At 38.4% G+C, this 18,769-nt stretch carries 18 protein-coding genes; 17 read left to right on the forward strand and 1 reads right to left on the reverse strand.

The window, feature by feature from the left end; genetic code table 11:
• Positions 1-247: 247 nt before the first annotated feature.
• The 15 genes from B5D25_RS02395 to B5D25_RS02465 all read left to right on the forward strand — a co-directional run bounded on the left by B5D25_RS02395 (position 248) and on the right by B5D25_RS02465 (position 17,496).
• Positions 248-763, forward strand: a complete 516-nt coding sequence (locus tag B5D25_RS02395; protein ID WP_078786148.1) for a GNAT family N-acetyltransferase — start codon at positions 248-250, stop codon at positions 761-763.
• Between the two features lie 225 nt (positions 764-988).
• Positions 989-1,540: a hypothetical protein gene (locus B5D25_RS02400; protein WP_078786149.1), complete on the forward strand. Its 552-nt coding sequence runs from the start codon at positions 989-991 to the stop codon at positions 1,538-1,540.
• A gap of 278 nt (positions 1,541-1,818) precedes the next feature.
• On the forward strand, positions 1,819-2,433 hold the full coding sequence (locus B5D25_RS02405) for a helix-turn-helix domain-containing protein (protein WP_078786150.1): 615 nt from the start codon (positions 1,819-1,821) through the stop codon (positions 2,431-2,433).
• A 28-nt stretch (positions 2,434-2,461) separates the two neighbouring features.
• A complete protein-coding gene (locus B5D25_RS13225; RefSeq protein ID WP_078786151.1) occupies positions 2,462-3,877 on the forward strand; it encodes a GNAT family N-acetyltransferase in 1,416 nt (471 codons plus the stop codon).
• A gap of 42 nt (positions 3,878-3,919) precedes the next feature.
• Positions 3,920-4,969: a GNAT family N-acetyltransferase gene (locus B5D25_RS13095; protein ID WP_242870164.1), complete on the forward strand. Its 1,050-nt coding sequence runs from the start codon at positions 3,920-3,922 to the stop codon at positions 4,967-4,969.
• A 57-nt stretch (positions 4,970-5,026) separates the two neighbouring features.
• Entirely contained in the window at positions 5,027-5,734 is a 708-nt protein-coding gene (locus tag B5D25_RS12995; RefSeq protein WP_176755065.1) for a hypothetical protein, read from the forward strand.
• Between the two features lie 201 nt (positions 5,735-5,935).
• Positions 5,936-6,553 carry a TetR/AcrR family transcriptional regulator gene (locus B5D25_RS02425; protein ID WP_159444055.1) on the forward strand — a complete coding sequence of 206 codons (618 nt, stop codon included), beginning with the start codon at positions 5,936-5,938 and terminating at the stop codon, positions 6,551-6,553.
• A gap of 131 nt (positions 6,554-6,684) precedes the next feature.
• Positions 6,685-8,448 carry an ABC transporter ATP-binding protein gene (locus B5D25_RS02430; protein WP_078786153.1) on the forward strand — a complete coding sequence of 588 codons (1,764 nt, stop codon included), beginning with the start codon at positions 6,685-6,687 and terminating at the stop codon, positions 8,446-8,448.
• Between the two features lie 3 nt (positions 8,449-8,451).
• Complete coding sequence (locus B5D25_RS02435; protein ID WP_078786154.1) at positions 8,452-10,185, forward strand: ABC transporter ATP-binding protein; 1,734 nt, start codon at positions 8,452-8,454, stop codon at positions 10,183-10,185.
• Positions 10,186-10,319: 134 nt separating this feature from the next.
• Positions 10,320-11,351, forward strand: coding sequence for an acyltransferase (locus B5D25_RS02440; protein WP_078786155.1), 1,032 nt, complete (start codon positions 10,320-10,322; stop codon positions 11,349-11,351).
• Positions 11,352-11,481: 130 nt separating this feature from the next.
• Positions 11,482-12,045 (forward strand): M48 family metallopeptidase, encoded by a 564-nt coding sequence (locus tag B5D25_RS02445; RefSeq protein WP_078786156.1) that lies wholly within the window; start codon positions 11,482-11,484, stop codon positions 12,043-12,045.
• 54 nt (positions 12,046-12,099) lie between these two features.
• The gene (locus B5D25_RS02450) at positions 12,100-13,419 is read left to right on the forward strand and encodes a WYL domain-containing protein (RefSeq protein ID WP_078786157.1); all 1,320 of its coding nucleotides are present in this window, start codon (positions 12,100-12,102) and stop codon (positions 13,417-13,419) included.
• A 25-nt stretch (positions 13,420-13,444) separates the two neighbouring features.
• On the forward strand, positions 13,445-14,416 hold the full coding sequence (locus tag B5D25_RS02455) for a WYL domain-containing protein (protein WP_078786158.1): 972 nt from the start codon (positions 13,445-13,447) through the stop codon (positions 14,414-14,416).
• A gap of 279 nt (positions 14,417-14,695) precedes the next feature.
• Positions 14,696-15,922 (forward strand): RtcB family protein, encoded by a 1,227-nt coding sequence (locus B5D25_RS02460; protein WP_078786159.1) that lies wholly within the window; start codon positions 14,696-14,698, stop codon positions 15,920-15,922.
• 485 nt (positions 15,923-16,407) lie between these two features.
• Positions 16,408-17,496: a slipin family protein gene (locus B5D25_RS02465; protein ID WP_078786160.1), complete on the forward strand. Its 1,089-nt coding sequence runs from the start codon at positions 16,408-16,410 to the stop codon at positions 17,494-17,496.
• A gap of 49 nt (positions 17,497-17,545) precedes the next feature.
• Here the strand turns inward: B5D25_RS02465 and B5D25_RS02470 are convergent, their stop codons facing one another.
• Entirely contained in the window at positions 17,546-17,923 is a 378-nt protein-coding gene (locus B5D25_RS02470; RefSeq protein ID WP_078786161.1) for a metal-dependent transcriptional regulator, read from the reverse strand.
• Positions 17,924-18,313: 390 nt separating this feature from the next.
• On the opposite strand from B5D25_RS02470, the gene B5D25_RS02475 reads away from it, so the two are divergent.
• Positions 18,314-18,526, forward strand: coding sequence for a FeoA family protein (locus tag B5D25_RS02475; RefSeq protein WP_078786162.1), 213 nt, complete (start codon positions 18,314-18,316; stop codon positions 18,524-18,526).
• A 12-nt stretch (positions 18,527-18,538) separates the two neighbouring features.
• Positions 18,539-18,766 carry a FeoA family protein gene (locus B5D25_RS02480; protein ID WP_078786163.1) on the forward strand — a complete coding sequence of 76 codons (228 nt, stop codon included), beginning with the start codon at positions 18,539-18,541 and terminating at the stop codon, positions 18,764-18,766.
• Positions 18,767-18,769: the final 3 nt, after the last annotated feature.

Consider the following 18,769-nt stretch of genomic DNA (forward strand, 5'->3'; position numbering starts at 1 on the left):
TGTTACGAGCGAAGCCCTAAAAATGGGTGGTTTGACATTCATAGTGTTTTCGCAACCCATGTGGAGACCATCGTATTGATCGAACGGACCAGAAATGCGTAGGATTTTGTGCAGATAGGTAAAGACGCTGAAGATTACTATAGGATAAAGGATTCGGGGAAGGATCCTTATTAGACATGCTTCCAATGAAAGGAAAAGGAAAAGGTAAGTATCTCTTCAAAAGGAAATGATTAAGGAGAATTATTGTTTGATCAAAATTGAATTATTATCAGAAACAAATTTTAGTTTGAATTCATTAGATTCATACAACAGAAAACAGGATGTAAATAAGGTTTATCGCAGAATAGGCGGAGAATATGCATTAGTAGAATGCAAATATACCGAAGATTGGGACCTGGACAAAAAGCGTGCTATAGCAAAGAAAATATGCAGTGATGAATATATTACATACATTGCATTAGATAATGATAAAGTGGCTGGCTTTATAGGACTGTTAAGGAAGCTTAGTGGTCCGTATATGATTCTTGATATGATGCAGGTATCTTCTGAATGCCGAGGACAAGGCGTTGGCAGAAAACTATTTGAGGCAGGAAAAGAGGAAGCAAGAAAAGCCGGTGCAGAGGCTTTGTACATATCTGCCTGTTCTTCTGAGGAGACGATCGCATTTTACAGAGCAATGGGAAGTGATCTGGCAAGTAATCCCATAAAAGAAATTGCTGAAGAAGAACCATTTGACCTTCAGATGATTTGTCCTGTAAGATAGTATATAAGCTTAAGTTTGAGAAAATAAGTGGTTAATCAACGAAAACGACGTCGAAAGCTGTGTGCTCCTTGAGCGTGTGAGCAACCGAAAAGCGGATTCTTATGTGTAACTGAATGTGAAGATGGCGGGAATTCTTGGATGTTCCGATGCGACTATAAAGAGAACGTTAGGATCTATGGTACAGAAAAATGTTATACGTCGTATTGGGTCAAACAAGAAGGGCGAATGGATTATAAAACGATGAAGAATATGGTTTTGAGAAAAATAGACAGAAGTGAATATATAGAAGACCTTAAATATGCCAGAGGGTGTACAGCGAACCGAGTTTATCCGGTATCAATTGCGACCGGGACTCAGGATGGAGATATTTATTTTGATGGCAAAGGCTGTGTACTGTTTTGGCATTATTGTGGTTTTGCGTATATCTCCGGGGATGTGAGCGAAGATGTTCTTGAAGAAGTATATCACAATTTTTTGGTGTCTGATACGGAGCGAAGATTTTTACTCATTACAGATTCGAAGTTTGTTTCCGACTATTATTCGGGCATGGACTTGCTTCGAGTTGATAAAAGGATTGAATACACTCATAGCGGAATCCTTGAAAAGCAACCGGAACTTGATGGCGGCTTTGTCATTGAACGTATAACTTCAGACAATATACGTGTCATTCAGGGAAGAATCACTCCATCTTTTTCCTGGAATGACAGTGACATGTTCCTTCGAAATGGATTTGGATTTAAGCCAATAGGAATAAATACGGTAATCCATAAGAAGTAATAAACTTAAGTCACACATGCGGCAGTAGAGGATATTATGATATTCGGTTACTCAAGTAAACAACAGTCGAGACGGTTGTCTGCTTGAACGACTTCGAAGTGCAAAAGACCATATTAGCTTTACTCTTGATATGGAAGACTATTACAGACTCAAAAATGAAACAGAGAAGGCTTAGTTGGAGACTCAATCGGAGGTAGAGTTGCTGGAAATCAACCTGTGGTTCGTGTCAATCCACAGTGCCTTTGGTTATGCTTTGACTATGAAAGGAGGTGCCTGATATGGATCAGATCAAAATCGGTAAATTCATAGCATCCTGTCGTAAAGAACAGGGCATGACTCAGGCTGTACTTGCTGAGAGGCTCGGAATTAGTGATCGGGCGGTTTCGAAATGGGAGACCGGAAAGTCAATGCCGGATTCCGGGATCATGTTGGAACTATGTGATTTTCTGAAAATAAACGTTAACGAACTCCTGTCGGGCGAAAGAATTATGGCAGAAGCATATGACAAAAGGGCAGAAGAAAACCTGCTGGCGATGAGACGAGAGGTTGAAGAAAAGAACAGACAGATGCTCGGGACGGAATACTGGATTGTGTTTCCGACCGTAATTTCCGGGCTGGTCATGGTATTTGTGGCTTCATTTACAGAGATGCCGGTTTGGCTGCGAATCGTACTTATCGTATTCGCTTTCGTGATGATATTTACGGTCGCTTTTATTGCTGTGGGAATTGTGCAAAAGGCTGGATACTATGAATGTCAGCATTGTCATCACAGGTACGTACCCACCTATTGGAAGACAAATCTTGCTATGCATATTGGCAGGACAAGATACATGAAATGCCCTAAATGTGGGAAAAAAAGCTGGCAGAAAAAAGTTCTGACAAAAGAAGATTAAGACACATTGTTGGGATGATGGAGGTGCTATGGTAATAATTTTAACAGGGGCGTCCCATACGGGAAAGACACTACTTGCTCAGCGGATGCTGGAAAAACATAAAATACCATATTTTTCTATAGACCATATGAAGATGGGGCTTATCAGAAGTGGAAATACTCTTCTTACTCCATCAGATGATGAAGAAATGACGACATTTGTCTGGCCGATAGTCCGTGAAATGATCAAGACTGCCATAGAGAATAAGCAGAGTCTTATAGTCGAAGGATGCTATATTCCGTATGACTGGCGAAAGGATTTTGAAGAGGAATATCTGAGGGATATCAGATTTTTCTGCCTTGCTATGACGGAAGAATATATCGACACTCATTTTCATGAGATAAGAAAACATGCTTCGGATATAGAGTCAAGATTAGATGATTCCGATTGCACTGTCGATTGGATAAAAGAAAATAATAACAGGTTTATAGAAGGATTTGAAAAGACCGGTGAATTTATAGATCTGATAGATGCGGATTACGAACAGGTTATAGAGAAAGTTCTTCTACTGATTCCGGATAGCATCAGAAAAATGATCGCGGGAAAGAAATATGAGACCAATGACATCGGAATGTCCGGTTCAAAGGTGCTGATATTTGACGACTGTGTTTTTAAAATATTAGAATTTTATGCCTGTGACAATAAGGAACACTGGCTTAATGAAATTGAAAAAAGTGATTGGAGAGCCGGAAAATATTTATATGAGCTGCTCCGGGATCAAAAATTGAAGGAGCTGTGCGGTGAGTCAACCAAGGTGCTTCTTCTTGTCGAGGGTGAAAAACTGATTGCATTTTGCACATATGCTGAGCAGGATGAAATACAGGATGCTTCACTTTCACCTTGGGTTGGTTTTGTTTATACATTTCCGGAGTATAGAGGAAAAAGACGTGCAGGGAAACTGCTGCAATACGCCTATTCTCTTGCTAAAAAGGAAGGACATAAGCACATTTATATCTCAACCGGTGAGACAGGTTTATATGAGAAATACGGCTACACTTTCTGGAAAATGATGAAAGATATCAACGGAGATGATAGCCGTGTTTACAAAACTGATATTGTCAGCATGGACTACAGTGAAGTGCTTGGAACATCTGTTAGCGGTACGATAGACAGACCCCTCGGAAGTGGTCACCCGAAGCATCCTGAGATGATCTATCCAATCAATTATGGATATGTAGATGGTGTATTTGCCGGTGATGGAGCCGAACAGGATGTTTATGTGTTTGGAACCGATAAGCCACTGAAAACTTATACCGGAAAAGTTATTGCTGTTTATCACCGTCTTAACGATGTGGAAGATAAATGGATTGTGAGTCTAAATGGAGAGAGTATTCCACCCGAAGATATTCTGGATGCCATAAATTTTCAGGAACAGTACTACATGGGCGAACTGTACACACTATGATCAAGTTTAGATTTGCTTTGATCGAAGCAAAAGGAGAACATCATGTATAACGAATATTTAGAAAAATCAGAATATGTGGATTATGACGATCCGGAAATTAAAAGTTTGGCGGAGCGATTAAGAAATGAGTCAAAGGATGAATTATCGCTTATAAAGAATACATTTTATTTTGTAAGAGATGAGATTAAACATTCCTGGGATGCACAGGATAAAAGAGTTACTGTATCTGCAAGTGATACACTCAGGGAGGGTGTCGGGATCTGCTGGGCAAAGGCGAATCTTTTGGCGGCTTTACTTAGAGCGAACGGTATCCCTGCAGGCTTTAGCTATCAGCGACTTACTCTTGGCGATACACCTGATACAGGATATTGCATTCATGCTATGAATACGGTTTATATAGCCGGAATAGATAAATGGATAAGACTCGATGCGAGAGGAAATAAGGAAGGTGTGAATGCAGAGTTTTCGACGAATGAGGAGAAGCTTGCTTTTGAGACTAAGAGTGAAGGTGAGATAGATTATCATGATAATCATTCTTATCCGGATGAAAGCCTGATGAAAGTTTTACGTGAGAGTACGGATGCTATAGATATGTATCTTCATCATTTGCCGGATCAGCTTAGTTATGCTCCGGAGTATAAGATTGCAACAGCTGAAGATATGGAGCTTCTGATGAGTAGTAGGATTGAAATGCTTAAAGTTGTAAATAATCTTGACTTTTCATATGAATTCAGTGACGAGTTGATCAAATGTAGTAGAGAATATTTTGAAAAAGGGGAGCATACAACGGTTCTCGCTATGGATGGTAACAGAGTTATAGGCTGTGCATCGATATGCTACATGTATATAATGCCGACCTTTGATCATCCGACAGGAAAGAGAGCTCATCTCATGAATGTATATACGATGAAAGAATGGCAGAGAAAGGGCATCGCTAAGAAAATGGTATCGATGCTGATTGATGAAGCCTGGAACCGTGGAGTTACTGAAATAAGCCTTGATGCAACCGAGGAAGGTCGTCCTTTATATGAAAAGCTTGGATTTGTTCCGACGACAGAAGGGATGGTTAACATTCGTAACCGCGTTCATTGATATTCACATAAATGTATTTTAAAATATTCTTATAAAAGAATAAGGAGGTACATTGTTATGGGGTTTGATGATTTTGATTTTAATGATCCGATGGATGATCTCGATTATTTTGAATACATGAATCGTACTGGTATGTATGATGACAATGAAGAGCTCGAAGAAGAGTTTGAAGATGACCTTCTTATGGCAGGACTTGATCCGACAGATCTTGAATTAATGTCGGAATCGGAAAGAAGGGAAGCGCTTGAAGAAGCGGGGCTTGATCCGGATGACTATGACGAAGAGGATTTTCTTACTATTTTCGGAAGTAGACATTCTGCAGGTAATTATCGTCCGCCGGCGCCATATCAACATTCCAACACTCGTAATATGACGTCAGGTAGTAGCGGAGCAACGTCATATAGTGGGGGCACATCGTATAGCGGAGCAACGTCATATAGTGGAACATCATCACATAGCGGAGCAACGTCATATAGTGGAACATCATCACATACCGGAGCGACGTCATATAATGGGGGCACATCGTATGGTGGAGCTGCATCAAATAACAGTATCTCGTCAGGTAATAGGACGGCGGCATCATACAACAGGAATACGACTTCATCGTATAGGACTCCGAAAACAAATAATACATGGGGGCCTCTGAAGTTTATTCTTTTAGTTGCAACAATTTATCTCATAGGATATGCCATTAAATTAGCTTTGGGCGAATTGGTCGCAGTGGTATTTATTATAATTGTGGGAGTTGTTCTTATGAAATCGTAAAAGGTTCTGAATTTTAGGGCAAACAAGTTTGTTTGCTCTTTTTTATTTTGGGCATGGACAAATAAGTTTGAAGGTGCTATCATACATTGTTAGTTATAGCTAACATAAATTGTAAATAACTAACATGCGACTGATATGCGATTGCCAAGTGATCGGCAAATAGCAAATATATGACTGATAACTGACAGATGGAGAATGAATATGCCTAAGGATAAAACACTGAGTCATATAAAGGTTAATAAAGCTATCAAAGAGGAATTCCTGGAAAAAGGTTTTGAAGCAGCGTCGATTCGTGGTATAGGTGCACGTGCGGGGATGACATCTGCCGGACTGTATAGGCATTATACCAGTAAGGAAGCCATGTTTAGTGCGATGGTGGATCCTTTGATAAATGACATAAAGGAGTGGACGAGAAAACATACCGAGAAGAAGCAGAAGATGTTAGATGGTGATTTTGATGAGGAAGAACTTTTTGATGAATCATTTGTAGATCTGATAAACATGGTAATACTACCGAAACGCGATGAATTTAAGTTATTGATGACTTGTTCAAGAGGTACAAAATATGAAAATTTCATCCGTGATTATGTGAGTGATGGTCAGATGATATTTCATGATGCTATTAAGCGCATGAGGGAAAAAAGATGTATAGATAAAGAGATTGAAGAGGAGGAATTACACGTGCTGTTTTCAGCATATATAACAGCATGTTTTGAAATAATCATGTATGACTGTAATGGGGATAAGATAGAAAAATATTTAAATACGCTTCATGATTTTTTTATGCCGGGATGGTCAAAAATGATGGGATTTAACTAAAGAGCCGTAAGGCTCTTTTTTAATGCTGTTAGCTATCAAGCGGGCACTAATGATAACTAACCACACGTTGCATGATCATTTAGCGGTGGGTTGTTATTATAAATAAATTTATATACAGTAGGAGGATAAAAATGGGCAAGAAAATGGGATTTGATCACATGAAACTGATCAGGAAATATGCCGGAGGGCATAAGAACTTGATCACGCTCGGAAGATTGATTGCAGCAATCAGTGCGATTGTCGTACTGATACCCTATTATGATCTCTGGAAGATCATAAGAATAGCAGTAAAAGGCGAGGATACATCTCGAATAAGTCATTATGCATGGCAGGCTGTACTGCTAACGGTTGCGTCTTTGTTAATATACATAGCTGCGCTTTTATGTACACATATAGCAGCATTCAGAGTGCAGGCAAATATGCGTAGTTCCCTGATGAAAAGGATTATCACACTTCCACTTGGAGTATTTGATGAAGATGGTACGGGAAAGATAAGACGTGTTGTAAATGACTCAACAGCGGCTACTGAAACATTCATAGCTCATCAGCTTCCCGATAAAGCTGTTGCAGCGGTCACTCCGATAGGACTTCTTGTTCTGATATTTGCATTTAACTGGAAGATTGGACTTATTTGTCTGATACCGGCCGTCATAGGATTTTGCGTTATTATGTCCATGATGGGAAAAGATATGCAGGAGAAAATGAAGCAGTACCAGAATGCACTTGATACCATGAGTTCCGAGGCAACAGAGTATGTCAGAGGTATACCTGTTGTAAAGACTTTCGGTCAGACTATACATTCATTTAAAAGGTTCAAAAATGCTATTCAGTCATATGGAAAATGGACGACAGACTATACGATCATGCTTCGAATACCGATGACGGCATTTTTGACCTGTATCAATTCAATTTTTGTATTTATCGTGATAGCGGCATTTGCATTTTCAAAGGACGGAGTAACTTCCGGACTCATTCTGAATATTATGTACTACATAATCATTACACCTCTTATTACCGTGGCGCTTACCAAGGTGGCATATTCCGGCGAAGCTGAGATGACACTTATTGATGCACTTATGAGAGTGGAATCCATAATGGAAATACAACCTCTTCCGGAAAGCAGTTCCGGTAAAATGCCAAAGGATCACAGCGTAGAACTTAAGAATGTTACTTACCGCTACAAAGATGCAACAAGAGATGCGGTAAAAAATGTGTCACTAAAGATCGGTTCCGGAGAGCATATCGCTTTAGTCGGACCATCAGGCTCCGGTAAGACGACCCTTGCAGAACTGATAGTCAGATTCTTCGATGTAAGTGAAGGAGAGATACTTGTCGGTGGCGTTAATGTTAAGGAGATTCCATCAAGTGAACTGATGAAAATGGTTTCATTTGTATTCCAGGATAGCCGCCTTATAAAAAAATCTATTTTTGAAAATGTAAGAATGGCCAAACCGGATGCAACCGAAGAAGAGGTAATGGATGCTCTTAAGAAAGCTCAGTGCATGGATATCATTGAGAAACTTCCAAATGGCATACATACGGTTATAGGCGAGAAAGGTACCTATCTTTCAGGCGGTGAACAGCAGAGAATAACTATTGCAAGAGCAGTGCTTAAGAATGCACCGATTCTTATTCTTGATGAAGCTACTGCATTTGCGGATCCGGACAATGAATCGAAAGTTCAGGCGGCTTTTGAGGAAATGTCTAAGGGTAAGACGATCATTATGATCGCACACAGATTAAGTACTGTCATGAATGCTGACAGAATAGTTGTATTTGATGATGGAAGATGTGTGGAGAACGGAAAGCATGGTGAACTTATGCAGAAAAATGGACTGTATAAGAGAATGTTTGATGAATATTCAAGATCCATTAGTTGGAAGGTAGGTGCATAAAGGATGATAAATAAATTAAAACATAAATACGCACTGTCAACCCAGGGTGCTAAAGATATGATCAAAGCCTGCATCAGTGTTACTGTAACAAATATCACGATGATGATGCCGGCAGGAATTCTGTACAGCCTGATCAAAGATCTTTTGGATAATACACTTACAAGGGGCAAGATACCATTTTATGCAATAGGGTCTGCGGTGGTTTTGATCTTGATTGCGTTAACTAATTTCATTCAGTACAATACAACATTTTTAACGACGTACAGAGAAAGCGGAGTCAGAAGAACAACGATTGCTGAAAAGCTTAGAAAACTTCCTCTTTCATATTTTGGTAAGAAAAATATAACGGATCTTACAACTAATATCATGGGCGACTGCGCGCTGTTGGAAACAGCATCCAGCCATTGGATTCCGGAACTTATAGGTGGAGTGATTTCTGTATGTATCGTGGGAACAAGCCTCTTCTTTGCATTTGATTTTAGAATGGTACTGGCTAGCTTCTGGGTTATACCTGTTGCGTTTATCATCATAATCAGCTGTTCAGGTTTGGAGAAAAAAGCAGTCAGAAAAAATGCTGCAGTTATCCTTGATATGAATGACGGAATACAGGAATGTCTGGAATCCATGAGAGATTTAAGAGCGAATAATGCCGAAGACAGATACATGGAGGAACTGGACGGCAAGATAAAACATGTAGAAAAAATGGCGCTCTTTACTGAGTTAAAGATGGCAATATTTGTTAATTCAGCGTCCATAATCCTTAAGCTGGGAATAGGCACTACGGCCGTGGTTGGTGGATCGCTTTTTGCCAAAGGTGAGATATCACTACTTACATTTTTCATGTTTCTTATGCTTGTTGCAAGGCTTTATGATCCTATGCAGATTTCACTTCAGAACTTTGCGGCCATCATTTCCTGCGATATTCAGAGTGAAAGACTGGATGAGATTCTTTCAACTAAGATTCAGACCGGAACTGAAGATTTAAATAATAAGAGTTACGATATTGTATTTGATCATGTGGCATTTAGTTATTCTGATGATGCCCGAGTTCTGAAAGATGTAAGTTTCAGAGCAAAGCAGGGACAGGTTACGGCCCTCATTGGACCTTCAGGCGGAGGAAAGACAACTATATCAAGACTCGCTGCAAGGTTCTGGGATATTAATGATGGAAGGATAACTTTGGGTGGAAAAGATATATCCAAGATTGAACCGGAGACATTGCTGAAGAATTATTCCATCGTTTTTCAGGATGTAACTTTATTTAATAATTCAGTTATGGAAAATATCCGAATCGGCAAAGAAGGTGCGACGGACGAAGAGGTTATTAGGGCGGCAAAGCTTGCCAATTGCGAGCAGTTTATAGAGCAGCTTCCTGATAAATACAACACATTTATCGGCGAGAACGGAAGTGAATTATCCGGTGGTGAGAGACAAAGAATATCAATTGCGAGAGCATTTTTGAAAGATGCACCTGTCATACTGCTTGATGAAGCTACAGCATCACTGGATGCAGAAAATGAAACCGTGATACAGGAAGCTTTATCAAGACTTATAAAGAATAAGACAGTCCTCATTATTGCACATCGTATGAGAACTATTGCAAATGCGGATCATATAGTAGTCCTTAAGAATGGAGTTGTTGCCGAGCAGGGTAGTCCTAAATTTTTGGATGGCTATGACAGCATTTATAAAAATATGAAAAAGCAGCAGATGATTTCGGAAAACTGGAGAATGTAAGAAAAAATGTCTGCCGGAAATAAATTAAACAATTGGTGTTAAGGTTGATATTTTTTTAAAGCTATTGCAGAAAATAAATAATGCATTTATAATCTGAATCGAAATGTTTGGTAATTTCACATGGGGATATAGAAATGAAAACAAAGAAAGATTATCTTACGTTGATCAGTGTTGTTTCTGCATTTGCAGTACTTTTGCTACACACTAATAACTGCTTTTGGAGCTTTAACCCAACGGAAAGATATTGGAAAACAGCTAATATTATTGAATGTGTTAATTATTTTGCTGTGCCGCTCTTCTTCATGATAAGCGGAATAACATTAATTGATTTTAGAGAAAAATATACGCTGAAAACTTATTTTATCAAAAGAATAAAGAAAACTGTGATTCCATTTGTATTTTGGAATTTTGTAGCATTGGCATATTTGATAAAAAGGGATAAGGTTGAAATAAATCAGATAAATCTGAAATTTATCTATCAGGGAATCTGCAATTCAAAACTTGTTTCAATATTCTGGTTTTTTGGTCCTTTGTTTATTATCTATCTGTGCATGCCTTTATTCGGAGCAATTGATAAAAGTAAAAGAAAAGAAATATTTACATATCTGGTGATCTTAGGCGGTATTTTAAATATACTAATCCCATTTTTATTTGCAGTATTTTGGCCGGATCTTACCTTCCCATACAGTATAAGAGCTGTGGGTGGTTATCTGTACTGGATACCTCTCGGATGGATACTTGATAATACAGAATTCACCGGAAAGCAAAGATGTATGATCTACTTAGGAGCTATTGTGGGCCTGGTTCTTCATATTGTCGGAACTTACAATCTGTCCATGGAAGCCGGAAAGATAGTTGAGACATATAAAGGATATGAAAATTTACCGAGCGTTTTATATGCGGCCGGAATGTTTGTATTCCTTAAACAGGTCGGGCTTAAATGCATGAATGGGAAAAAAGGTCGATTCATCAATTGGCTTGGAAAATATACTTTCCCAATTTATCTCATTCAGGTATTTTTACTCTGGGAAGTTCGTTACAATACATCGATTGATGTTAAGTCCATAACTTACAGACTTGGCGCACCGTTTGTAATGATACCTATCATCATAATATTTACGGCATGTCTTAGAAAGATACCGATTGTTAAAAATATAGTTCCATAAGATAAATCAGAGAACTTTGAGTTAATCCTTGAAGTTCTCTTTTTTTGACCGCATCTTTTTATTATTGAGATAAGTTAAAATATGGCATAAAATAAAATGATGAATATGAAAGGTTTCTGGTATCGGAATTTTGGATATAAAGTTAGAAATAATCAGGTCAAAACGAAAAACATTTGCTATTCAGATGGTCAGCTCAACTCATTTTAAAGTCAGAGTTCCGAATAGGGCAAGTAAGAAGGAAATCGCAAATGTCATTGAGAAGAACAAGACATGGATAGAGAAGCATTCTGCCAAAAGATATAAGGAAGAGCAGGAAGTTTCGGAAGTTAGAACTATTTCACCCCTTGAGCTTAGAGAACTTATGCAAAGTGCAGCGGTGGTTTTCAAAAATAAGGTTGAAGCATTTGCGCCCATAGTTGGTGTCACATACGGCAGGATCAGCGTTAAAAATCAGAAAACCCGCTGGGGAAGCTGTTCTGCAAAAGGAAATCTGAATTTCAATGTTGCTTTAATGCGGGCGCCTATTGAAGTTCTGGAATATGTGGTTGTTCACGAACTTTGCCACAGGATTCATATGGATCATTCGGCGGACTTCTGGAAGGAAGTTGAGAAGGTGATCCCGGATTATAAAGAGAGAAGAAAATGGCTTAAAGAAAATGGCAGACGCCTGATGAAGGAAAGCGGAATTAAGTAGATAAATTTAGTGGATTGGTACATTAAAAACTATTTGTAGATAAATGGTGACAAGATGTCGGAGTTTCAAGAGCTTATTAAAAAATTTGATAAGTGCCGCGATTATGTAAGAGACTTTTATATTTACGGGTTTAAAAGCAGAAATGATTTTACCGGAAAAAGTACGAGAACATATGACGATGAGAGAAGAAGGATTGTGGATTGGCTTGGTGAGATAGTTTGTGAAGATATCTCCGATGCTACATCAGAGAAGAATCTTTCTTTGCAGATTTCTGCAAATCTTCTCGGCACGAATCCTCTGTACAAAGTATGGCAGACAAAGAGTTTTACGGACAATGATGCGATACTTTATTTTCATTTGCTTGAACTGGCAGAAGATAAGCATACCGTAGATGAACTGACTGATGAGCTCGGAGAACGTTTCGGACTTATTTTTGATTCGCAGATAGTCAGAAGAAAATGTAAGGAACTGGCGGAGGAAGGGATTTTCCTGGAAATAAAAGAAGGAAGAGCACTTTATTATGTAAGAAATATTACCTTTAATGAGATGCTTCAGGATAACGAAGAACTGAAAAATCTGTATGACGATCCGGAGAGATTATTCGATGCTATATGCTTTTTTCATCTTTGGTATTCATTTGGATTTGCGGGATATACAATCATGGAAAATGAAAATGTTTCGAATGACATTTTCAGAGTTAAACATAGCTTCCCTTCATTTTGTCTTGATGATGAAGTGCTTTATCGCATTATGGAAGGAATCAGAATCGGAGCAAAGATGAAGCTTATAACTGCGCCGAATCTTAAAAGAGATTTGGAAAGCGAAAATGTCGGAATACCGATCAAAATATTTTTCAGTTCCAGAACCGGAAGAAGATTTGTTGTAATATATGATGCGGATAGATATAAAAGATTCTCAGCCATACGTTTGGATCAGGTTAAGGACGTGACAATCATAAAGCCTGACAAGGATCAACCGGCTTATGATATTGAGAAGATACGAGGCAGTCTCGACAAGAATCTCGGATATATGTGGAATGTTTCATTTTCCTCTGATATAAGAGGCAGTCATTATCAGAAGGTTGAAATGAAACTTCATATTGATGAAAGAAGAGAAAAATATATTATTAACAGAATCCATAAGGAAGGAAAAACAGGAACCCTTACAAAGATAGCCGACAATACATATATGTATGAAATTGTTGTATTTGACGCGCGTGAAATGATGCCGTGGCTAAGAACATTTATCGGGCGAATCGAAGATATAAGATTTTTCTTTGTTGATCAGGAAATGGAAAAGTTGAAGGAAGTACCGAAACTCAGGGACACCTTCATTTATGATATAGAGAAACTTTACCGTATGTACGACATATAAGTATTTGGATTAATCTAGGTGTGATATGAAGATATTTTCGGAAATATATGGTTGCTATTATAATATTATATATAGGCTTCTGTCTGACTACAGAAAGATCAGCGACAAGGATATTTCAGATATAATAAATGAAAAAGGCTTTGGCGAGTCGATGCTATTTCTGCTTCCAAAACTTAAAGATGATGAATGGAATCTTTTTGGTGAGGCGAGACCGGAATTTTCTATGCCGCTTACAGATTATCAGAAGGCATGGCTGAAGACTATTCTGATGGATAAGAGAATAGGGCTTTTTCTCACGGATGAAGAGAGAGATGGAATGCTTGAAAAACTGTCAGCTGTTGAGTCTTTATTTGAGCAGGATGATATATATGCGACAGACATTTTCTTGGATGGAGATGATTATGAGAATGACACTTATAGGGAGACCTTCCGAAGTGTTGTTGATGCCATAAAGAATCATGAAGTTCTGGATATTGAATACAGTCAGGCTCCGGGAAAAAGACTAAGACATTATTATATTCCTTGCAGGATTGAGTATTCCATCAAAAATGACTGCATAAGGGTTTACTGCATCGAGAAGAAAAAAACAGGAAAACTTCAGCTGATCAATCTTGGGAAGATTAAAGAAGTAAAGCATACAGGGCAATTTATTCCTGAAGACGAATGGCCGGATATTGATGAAATCATGGATAGGTCTTATCTGGATGAGCCGGTTACGGTACTTATAAAGCAGGAAAGAAATGCGCTGGAAAGATTTATGCTTCAGTTTGCCAACTACAAGAAGAATACTTCCCGCTATGTTGAAAAAAGAGATGATGGATTCGACGGTTCGGAGAATCCGATATATAAATGTGAAATATTATACAGTTCGGACAATGAAACAGAACTTCTTATAAATATTCTTTCATTTGGTCCGGTGGTTAAAGTTATCGGAAGCGAAAGATTTCTGAATCAGCTCCGGGAAAGACTTAAGATGCAAAAGTGTCGGTTTACTTAGTGAACCGACGCTTTTTTGATATCTCTATTTTTGTTCTCGTTTTCTTCCTCGTTTTTGCTCGTGTTTTACTATATCCATTTTTATCTTTTGCATATTTTTACCGTTCGCAACTTTTTTGAAATGAATAAAAATGTTGTTGATGATATCTTATGTACATCGAAGCGATACACAAGCAAACGTGAGGAAAAAATCAAATAAACAGATTAGTGAAAATAGCAGAAAAAAGCTGACAACAAAGAAAACGAAAACAAAAAATAAAAAAAGAAAGAAGGAATGGATATGTTCGTATTAAGTGATGCAAAACATCCAATGAAGATTTGGACTAAAGATATAAATTGTATAGAGGATTCATGTGTTGAACAGATTAAAAATCTTGCAGACCTTCCATTTATTCACAAATGGGTAGCTTGTATGCCGGATGTGCATACCGGAAAGGGAATGCCTATAGGAGGAGTTATCGCAACAAAGGGTGTGATCATTCCAAACTCTGTCGGTGTTGATATCGGATGTGGAATGAACTTCATTGATACAGATATTGATGCTGCAGATATAAAGGAACTCAAGACAGGAAATGGTACAGGAGTTCAGGCGATTGTCGGAGGATTCATGAGAAATATTCCTGTTGGAACAGAAAGATATAAGAAGGCGCGTCCTTGTGCAAGTATCGATAAGGCAAAGGAGGAACTTGATAAATATCAGATGGATGAGGAACTTATTCCACTGCTTGATGATGGATATTTTCAGGTGGGAACTCTTGGGGGCGGAAATCATTTCGTAGAGCTTCAGGAGGATGATAAAGGAAAAATCTGTATCATGATCCATTCCGGAAGCCGTCATCTTGGTAAGAAAATCTGTGATTATTTCAACAAGCATGCAAAGAGACTGAATGAAATGTATTACAGTGAGGTTCCGGCTTCAACCGGACTTGCATTTCTCCCGGTTGATTCATCAGAAGGTCAGCGCTACATCGACTGGATGAATCTTGCTATGGACTACGCATTTGAAAATAGAGCACAAATGATGGACATTGCAAAAAATGTAGTTTCAGATGTTGTGAAGAAATATCTTGGAAGAGATGTTATTTTCGGTGAGGAGATTAACTGTCATCATAACTATGCTGCCCTTGAGAATCATTTTGGAGAGAATGTTTGGGTACATAGAAAGGGTGCCAACAGAGCTCGTATCGGTGACAAGGCTGTCATACCGGGAGCTATGGGATCTTACAGCTACGTTGTTGAAGGGCTTGGAAATCTTGATAGTTTTACATCTTCATCACATGGAGCAGGCAGAGCTTATTCCAGAACAAAAGCGATGGAGAAGTTCTCTGTTGAAGAGGTTATAACAGATCTTAAAGCTCAAGGTGTTGTACTTGGCAAGTCCAGAAAAAGTGATGTGGCTGAGGAGTGCAGATTTGCATATAAGGACATCGATGAAGTTATGGAGCAGCAGAAAGATCTGGTGCGTCCGATCAGAAAGATGAAAACCATAGGTGTTCTTAAAGGATGATCAAAGTAAGTGATGTATTGTATGAGAGTATCGTTTTTGTGCTTCAAAACGCACTATTCTTCTCCATGATGCCTGAAAAGGTATATCATACATGCTTAACATATTGGTTAGGTGAGTAAACTTAACCATTAACCAAGTGATTTTTGGTTTTTTTAATCTAGTGTTGAGGGTTCGAATCCCTCCGTACTCCGGTACGTAGCTTAAAGGTAGAGCATAGATACAAATGAATTGTGCCGGTGGAAGATTCTACCAAACTATTTCTTCCGTATGGAAGTTATGGTGAGGACCTTTTTTCACCCCAGCAGTGCCAGGATACCGTTTCAAGTTATTACCCTGATGGGTGACAGGCATCGGATAATAATTTGATACTGAATGAAACTCCGGGCGCAAAGAGGAGAATCTTTCCGCGGGTACATTTAAAAAAGTTAATTATTTAATTCACATATTATTTTGGATAGATTTTTGAGAAAAGAAGGTGAAAAGAAATGAAGTATTTAATAAGAGATGATGAAATGGGTTTTCTTATAAAGAATGGTAAGTTTGAAAGATTACTTACACCGGGAAAATATTCATTTTTCACAAAGAGAGGTTACGAAGTTCAGGTTGTAAATGCAACAGGCGAAGTAAAGAGTAATATACCATTTGAAATTTTGGAAAAGGATGAAACCTTCAAAAAGTCTGTGGTTAGATATGATATAGACAAGAATCAGATTGGTTTTGTTTATGTAAATGGAAACCTGATAGGCGTAACAAATAAGGGCACATATGTATACTGGAATTTATTCGAAAAGATTGAAATGAAGGTATTTACAATGGATGGATACAGAATTCCGGATGAGATAACAAAGGATATGATCCAGTTTATTCCGGCAAAGTATTACACAAAGGTTGTTGTATATCAGGGCCAGATAGGTCACGTATATGTCAACAAGGTATTAAGCGAAAAGCTTGAAAGCGGTCTGTATTATTACTGGAATGTAGTAAGAGAGATAACAGCTGATACTGTTGATATGAGATGGAGAGAACTGAATGTTGCAGGTCAGGAAATCCTAACAAGAGATAAAGTTGGAATAAGACTAAATATGGTGGTTAACTTTAGGATTACAGATGCTGAAAAGTATTTATCCGACAGAACCAACATGGAGGAACAGCTTTATTCGTTCGTTCAGATGGTATCAAGAGAGATGATAGGAAACTATAAGCTCGATGAGATACTTGAGAGGAGAGACGAAATAGGCGAGTTGATGAACAAGAGACTTATTGAAGCGGAAAATGATTTCTGTGTTGAGCTCAAGAATTTTGGTATCAAGGATATCATTCTTCCGGGCGAAATAAGAGAGATCATGAATACAGTGCTTGTAGCCGAAAAGAAGGCACAGGCAAATGTTATAGAAAGAAGAGAAGAGGTTGCGTCGACAAGATCTCTGATGAATACAGCGAAGCTTATGGACGAGAACAAAACATTATTTCAACTTAAGAAGCTGGAATATCTGGAGAGAATCTGCAACCGTGTCGGTGAAATATCCGTATCGGGTAAGGGGGACTTGATAGAACAGCTCAGTCAGTTGATATAGATGTATGAGAAAAAAGTATAAGATAAAAGTATAAGGAGCTTCGGTTCTGTTAGGACTGAAGCTCCTTTTTCTTAATGTATGCCTTGATAGCATCAAATGTTTTATCGCTGATATAATGCTCGATGCGGCATGCATCGTCTGCAGCGGTTTGTTCGTCTACACCGATCTTAATGAAAAGATCTGTAAGAAGAGTGTGGCGTTCATATATACGTATTGCGTGATTTCTACCTTTTTCTGTCAGGATGATATGTCCATCGGAATCTTTTTCAATGAAACCGTCATCCTTAAGAAGTCCCAATCCTCTTGTAACAGAAGGTTTGGAAAAACCCATATGATTAGCGATATCGATGCTTCGAACCGCGTTTTTCTCAAGTGAAAGAACATATATAGTTTCCAAATACATTTCTCCGGATTCCTGTAAATGCATAATGCTCACCTCTTTTACTGATCTTCCTATCAGTAGCTTATCATAGTACATAGTGTGCTTCAATACTTTATTTGAGACCGGTAGGCACGGACCATATAGTAGATCTCAGCCATGTAGTCGCGGACCATATAGTAGATCCCGGTTTCTGTGATCGTGCACTACACAGAAGTATTCGATATAGTATTTAAACAGTGCAAACTCATTAGGATATATTTATATAAAAAATAATATAAAAAACTTCTTGACAGGTTAGCAAAAGCTAACTATTATTTACATGATAGGTTAGCACGAGCTAACTTTTATTTAAAACCTTATGTTAGCATTTGCTAACTTATATTTTTAAATTACAGTTAGCATCCGCTAATCATAATAAGAAGTGGGAGGAATGAGATGATGCCTCTGGTTTATGCGGAGCCGGGAGTGCCTCAGATCATCAGAAAGATCGGAGGAAGTCCTGAATTAAAGAAACACCTTAATGATCTGGGCTTTAATGTCGGAGGTCAGGTTAGCATCGTAAGTTCACTTGGAGAAAACCTGATAGTAAAGGTCAAGGAAAGTAGAGTGGCCGTTAGTGATGAACTGGCGAGAAAGATTTATGTATAGGAGGAAAGCCGGATGAAGACATTAAAAGAAGTTAAGGTAGGAGAGACAGTTACAGTGGTGAAATTACATGGTGAAGGCGCAGTTAAGCGTAGAATCATGGATATGGGGATTACTAAAAATACAGATATTTATGTGCGTAAGGTTGCACCGCTTGGTGACCCTGTCGAAGTGACAGTAAGAAATTATGAATTATCACTTCGTAAAGCGGATGCCGAGATGATCGAAGTTAAGGAGGCATAAAAA

This window comes from Eubacterium ruminantium (assembly GCF_900167085.1).
GTDB classification, from domain to species: domain Bacteria; phylum Bacillota; class Clostridia; order Lachnospirales; family Lachnospiraceae; genus Eubacterium_Q; species Eubacterium_Q ruminantium.

Excerpts from the sequence above, each read along its gene's own strand:
- B5D25_RS02455 (WP_078786158.1), top strand. The coding sequence starts at position 13,445 with ATGAAGATATTTTCGGAAATATATGGTTGCTATTATAATATTATATAT.
- B5D25_RS02465 (WP_078786160.1), top strand. The coding sequence starts at position 16,408 with ATGAAGTATTTAATAAGAGATGATGAAATGGGTTTTCTTATAAAGAAT.
- B5D25_RS02440 (WP_078786155.1), top strand. The coding sequence starts at position 10,320 with ATGAAAACAAAGAAAGATTATCTTACGTTGATCAGTGTTGTTTCTGCA.
- B5D25_RS02405 (WP_078786150.1), top strand. The coding sequence starts at position 1,819 with ATGGATCAGATCAAAATCGGTAAATTCATAGCATCCTGTCGTAAAGAA.
- B5D25_RS02435 (WP_078786154.1), top strand. The coding sequence starts at position 8,452 with ATGATAAATAAATTAAAACATAAATACGCACTGTCAACCCAGGGTGCT.
- B5D25_RS02400 (WP_078786149.1), top strand. The coding sequence starts at position 989 with ATGGATTATAAAACGATGAAGAATATGGTTTTGAGAAAAATAGACAGA.
- B5D25_RS12995 (WP_176755065.1), top strand. The coding sequence starts at position 5,027 with ATGGGGTTTGATGATTTTGATTTTAATGATCCGATGGATGATCTCGAT.
- B5D25_RS02430 (WP_078786153.1), top strand. The coding sequence starts at position 6,685 with ATGGGCAAGAAAATGGGATTTGATCACATGAAACTGATCAGGAAATAT.
- B5D25_RS02460 (WP_078786159.1), top strand. The coding sequence starts at position 14,696 with ATGTTCGTATTAAGTGATGCAAAACATCCAATGAAGATTTGGACTAAA.
- B5D25_RS02480 (WP_078786163.1), top strand. The coding sequence starts at position 18,539 with ATGAAGACATTAAAAGAAGTTAAGGTAGGAGAGACAGTTACAGTGGTG.
- B5D25_RS02475 (WP_078786162.1), top strand. The coding sequence starts at position 18,314 with ATGATGCCTCTGGTTTATGCGGAGCCGGGAGTGCCTCAGATCATCAGA.
- B5D25_RS02425 (WP_159444055.1), top strand. The coding sequence starts at position 5,936 with ATGCCTAAGGATAAAACACTGAGTCATATAAAGGTTAATAAAGCTATC.
- B5D25_RS02450 (WP_078786157.1), top strand. The coding sequence starts at position 12,100 with ATGTCGGAGTTTCAAGAGCTTATTAAAAAATTTGATAAGTGCCGCGAT.
- B5D25_RS13225 (WP_078786151.1), top strand. The coding sequence starts at position 2,462 with ATGGTAATAATTTTAACAGGGGCGTCCCATACGGGAAAGACACTACTT.
- B5D25_RS02470 (WP_078786161.1), bottom strand. The coding sequence starts at position 17,923 with ATGCATTTACAGGAATCCGGAGAAATGTATTTGGAAACTATATATGTT.
- B5D25_RS13095 (WP_242870164.1), top strand. The coding sequence starts at position 3,920 with ATGTATAACGAATATTTAGAAAAATCAGAATATGTGGATTATGACGAT.